We start from the raw sequence: 3,977 nt of genomic DNA on the forward strand, positions 1-3,977 counted from the left end.
ATCAGTACCACTTGATAAAGAACCTAAAAAAAATGGATATCGTCCGTCTGATAACTGGACAGTATCCATTTTTATTATTAGCAACAATTGAGAATAAATAACTTTTATTAATTATTAGGTTCGAAAACTAAGTGCTGGTTAACGAATGCGTCAAAGCCTAATTCACTTAATTCACGACCGTAACCAGAGTTCTTGACTCCGCCGAAAGGTAACTCAGGAAGCGATGTCCATCCTGAGTTAATGAATGACATACCTGTTTCGATTTTTTCAGCAACTGCTTGAGCATGCTCACAATTACTTGAGAAGATCGTGTTACCAAGTCCGTAACTAGAGTCGTTTGCAAGATCAATTGCTTCTTGCTCGGAATCAACTTTGTAGACAACAGCAACTGGGCCAAACATTTCTTGGTTGTAAACGGGATTGTCCTTGCTGATATTAGTTAAAATTGTTGGTTGGAAGAAGAATCCTTCGCCGTTGATCGGTTCATTACCATAGACTAATGTAGCGCCGCCTGCAATTGCTGAATCCACTTGCTTTTGCAATTTCTCTTGCGCATTCTTGGAAGAAAGCGGGGCAACTACGGTTTCTGGGTCCATGGGATCACCAATTTTAGCCTTAGAAAATGCATTCTTTAAGTTTTCTACAAAGTCATCATATTTGTCAGCCATAACGATAAAACGTTTAGAAGATGTGCAGACTTGCCCTGCGTTGTACAGACGTGCCCCAGGAGAAACCTTCTTGACTTCATCAAAATCAGCATCATCTAAAACGATAAATGCATCGTTACCGCCAAGTTCTAAAGTTGATTTCTTTAAAGCAGCTCCAGCTTCCTTAGCAACTGCAGCACCGCCGCGTTCTGAGCCTGTCAAGCAGACTCCGGCGACACGCGGATCGTGAATNACTTGATCATAGCTGATAAATAAGTTGGTTAAAGCACCCTTAGGAGCTCCAGCATCTAGTGTCAGGTCTGCAAATTTTTGTGCAGAGGTCGCACAGATCGAAGCATGTTTTAAGATCATTGGGTTACCAACGATAAAATTTGGCGCAAATACACGAACTACCTGGTAAAGAGGAAAGTTCCACGGTTCTACCGCAACGATCACACCAGTTGACTGTTTTGCATAGTAGGCGCGACCGGCAGGGCTTTCTACTGGAACTGATGCCATGAATTTTTCGCCATTTTTAGCATAGTACTCTACGATGCCAACACAAAGATCAACTTAACCTTGTGCTTCAGTTAAAAGTTTGCCCATGTCGTAAGTCATGGCTTTAGCTAAATCTTCTTTTCTGTCTTTCATTAGATCGGCGATTTTTTGTAAATCTTGTGCACGCTCAGCCACAGGTGAATTACGCCAAGTTTGATAGAGTTGATGACCGGTTTCTAAGGCTTGCTCTAAGTCAGCGTCAGTTGCGTTGTCATATTTCTTGAGAACTTCACCTGTAAATGGATAAGTTGTTTTATAAGCCATAAATTCTCACTCCTTATTTTTAACGACTATAAATAAACCGTTTTCTAACCTAATATAACATGATCATATTAAGATGCAAAAAATAACTCTCAATAATTACGTTCTGTTCTATAGATCACGTAAATTGTAGAGTTATTGTTGATGTGGAAAATGCTAATTCTATTTTTGTTAAAAGTGCTTTTTTATCTGGGTCATGCAGAAAAAAGCATTTAAAGGCAGCTTACTTAGTTGTTTTCAGCGTTTTTGTTAAAGTTATTTAAGACGATCATTAAGGATCCTTGGACATGCATCAATTGTTTATTGATGTTGCTGATCATATCATCTTGTTGGCGTGTCAGCCGAACTTTAGCGCTCTTTTGCAAGTGCATCAGGTGAGAGATGATCAAATCAATAAATTGATCTGTAAAAGTTAGATCATTGGCTGCAGTTGAATAGTCACCTTGCTCTATCAAAAGAATATCGTATCCTAAATCCAGCATTGAATCTAAATCTGACGTGATCTTTTCTAAGGGAGCATTTAAAGACCGTTGTTCGAATTTTAAAGTACTGCTCAGTCTCTCTAATTTAGATTGGATCCGCTCCAAGTCTGTTTGCATATTTTTAATGCTTTGAACAGCCTCTCTCATATTGATCACTTCTTTTCTTTATAATTTAAATATTAATCAAACAATTAAACTGGCAAGTGAAAATGAAGTAATGCAGAAAAATTTATACTGTGTTTGAATCCGCTTACTACATTTAAATATATCATATTTAGGCATATATAGCTATTTTAAAATTTCAAAAATAAAAGTTGAATTTTTTACTTTATTAAAAGAAGAAATTATGGGGGTGTAAAAATCATAGTTTTTTTGATCAAGTTCTTGGCGTTGAAGATATAGCTGTTTTGGTATAACCTAGAAAACGAATTTGACGATAGGAGTTGGAAAAATTGTGTCATTGATCATTGAAGCTTTACAAAGCGTGGTCGTCTTATTGATCATTATGATAATTGGTTTTCTATTAATGCGTTTGAATTTGGTGACAGACTATTTTTCGATGGATGTTTCCAAGGTCATCACTGTGATCAGTTTACCTGCAATTATATTTTATTCAGTTTTGACGAATATTTCTCAGAACAGTTTATTGACCTTATTTCAAAAAGTATTGGTCCCAATAGCGGCAACACTATTAAATTATCTGGTAAGTTGGTTACTCACCCGTTTACCGCTTTTTGAAGAAGGAGATCGCGGGGTATTCATTAATGCTAGTGTTAACCCCAATACAACATTTATTGGCTTAGCCATTAATAATATTTTATTTGGTCAAGCAGGTTTAGCGAGTTTCTTAGTCTATTTTCTGACTAATAATGTTTCTATTTGGTCATTTGGACAATATTTTATCGAACCACGTAAACGAGATGTAGATCACAAGAGTAAAATAGAAAAGTTTAATTTGTTGGCACTGCTTAAATCACCGCCGTTATTAGCTTTTTTAGTTAGTTTTGTTGTGGTTGCAGTGGGCCCTTAGTATGCCATTATTTGTGATGAATACTACTCAGCTATTAGGGGCATTAGTTACTCCTTTGGCACTGTTATATAGTGGGATGATGCTTTATAGTGCAGGCTTATTAAGGAGCTTGCAACTCAACAAAGCTAAGATTTTGGGGATAATTGGCAGATTTATTCTGGGGCCCTTATTGATGTATGTCACAATTATAGCAACAAGGCATTTATTCCCTGGTTTAGTAACGTCAATGGACAGTCAGGTTTGGCTAGTTCAATCAGCTACCCCGACGATGGCGATTTTACCGGTTTTGGCTGCGCAAAAGGGCGCAAATGCTAAGCTGGGAAATGATTTAGTTGTGTTAACAACGGTCCTGTTTATTTTTGTTTTACCGATTATTTATTTGATTGCAAAAGCAGTTTTTTAAAACAAATAATTTATCTCAAGGTTAGTTAAGATCTTCACGGGTTATTTAACAGCATTTTGTTTGACAATTTAGCAACATTATTGGACACTGACGCTAGATAAAAGTGATAGTTTTATTATCTAGGAGAAAAGCGGAAGCATTAGCAGTTTTTTTAAAAGTTAAGTTAGTGGAGTTATGTGTTGCGTATCTTACTTGATTGCGGATACCGATCGTTACCCCCGGCTTTTCTCCGCTGTTTATTTCAAAGGAGGAATTTTGAGTATGTCTAAACAGTTTATTGATGGTAAATTTGTCGAAAGTCACTCAAACGAGACCATTGAAGTTTTGAATCCGGCTAACAATAAGCTAATCGGTGAAGTTGCAAAGGGTAATGAACAAGATGTCAAGGATGCTGTTGCTGGTGCGGTTCAAGCACAAAAGTCTTGGGCAGCCGTCAACCGGGTCAAGCGCGCAGATATTGTGTTGCAGTTAGCTGCTCAATTAGAGCAAAATAAGGAAGAAATTGCTAGGATCTATCAACAAGAACAGGGTAAAGTATATTCTGCCGCTCTTGGAGAAGTTGAGAATTCTACCTGAATTATTCATACTTTTCGTTG

The 3,977-nt window shown here is 37.2% G+C and carries 3 protein-coding genes and 2 pseudogenes; 2 read left to right on the top strand and 3 right to left on the bottom strand.

Features of this window, described 5'->3' with window-relative positions; all coding sequences use genetic code 11:
• Window positions 1-107 precede the first annotated feature (107 nt).
• The 3 genes and pseudogenes from FC65_RS12570 to FC65_RS09255 all read right to left on the bottom strand — a co-directional run.
• On the bottom strand, window positions 108-899 hold a 792-nt coding region (locus FC65_RS12570; RefSeq protein ID WP_235803123.1), incomplete at its 5' end, for an aldehyde dehydrogenase family protein.
• Window position 900: 1 nt separating this feature from the next.
• A pseudogene (locus tag FC65_RS12575) lies at window positions 901-1,469 on the bottom strand (aldehyde dehydrogenase family protein); the annotation flags it as partial.
• Window positions 1,470-1,693: 224 nt separating this feature from the next.
• Window positions 1,694-2,095: a hypothetical protein gene (locus FC65_RS09255; RefSeq protein ID WP_056972452.1), complete on the bottom strand. Its 402-nt coding sequence runs from the start codon at window positions 2,093-2,095 to the stop codon at window positions 1,694-1,696.
• Window positions 2,096-2,474: 379 nt separating this feature from the next.
• Between FC65_RS09255 and FC65_RS12855 the strand changes: the two are divergent.
• Together FC65_RS12855 and FC65_RS09270 are read left to right on the top strand one after the other, a co-directional pair.
• A pseudogene (locus FC65_RS12855) lies at window positions 2,475-3,381 on the top strand (AEC family transporter).
• Between the two features lie 261 nt (window positions 3,382-3,642).
• Window positions 3,643-3,957, top strand: a complete 315-nt coding sequence (locus FC65_RS09270) for an aldehyde dehydrogenase family protein (RefSeq protein ID WP_056972456.1) — start codon at window positions 3,643-3,645, stop codon at window positions 3,955-3,957.
• The last annotated feature ends 20 nt before the right edge of the window (window positions 3,958-3,977 follow it).

This window comes from Ligilactobacillus acidipiscis DSM 15836 (genome assembly GCF_001435755.1).
Lineage (GTDB): Bacteria > Bacillota > Bacilli > Lactobacillales > Lactobacillaceae > Ligilactobacillus > Ligilactobacillus acidipiscis.

What these genes read in the sequence shown, in the direction of transcription:
- FC65_RS09270 (WP_056972456.1), top strand. Translation starts at nt 3,643, where the DNA reads ATGTCTAAACAGTTTATTGATGGTAAATTTGTCGAAAGTCACTCAAAC.
- FC65_RS09255 (WP_056972452.1), bottom strand. Translation starts at nt 2,095, where the DNA reads ATGAGAGAGGCTGTTCAAAGCATTAAAAATATGCAAACAGACTTGGAG.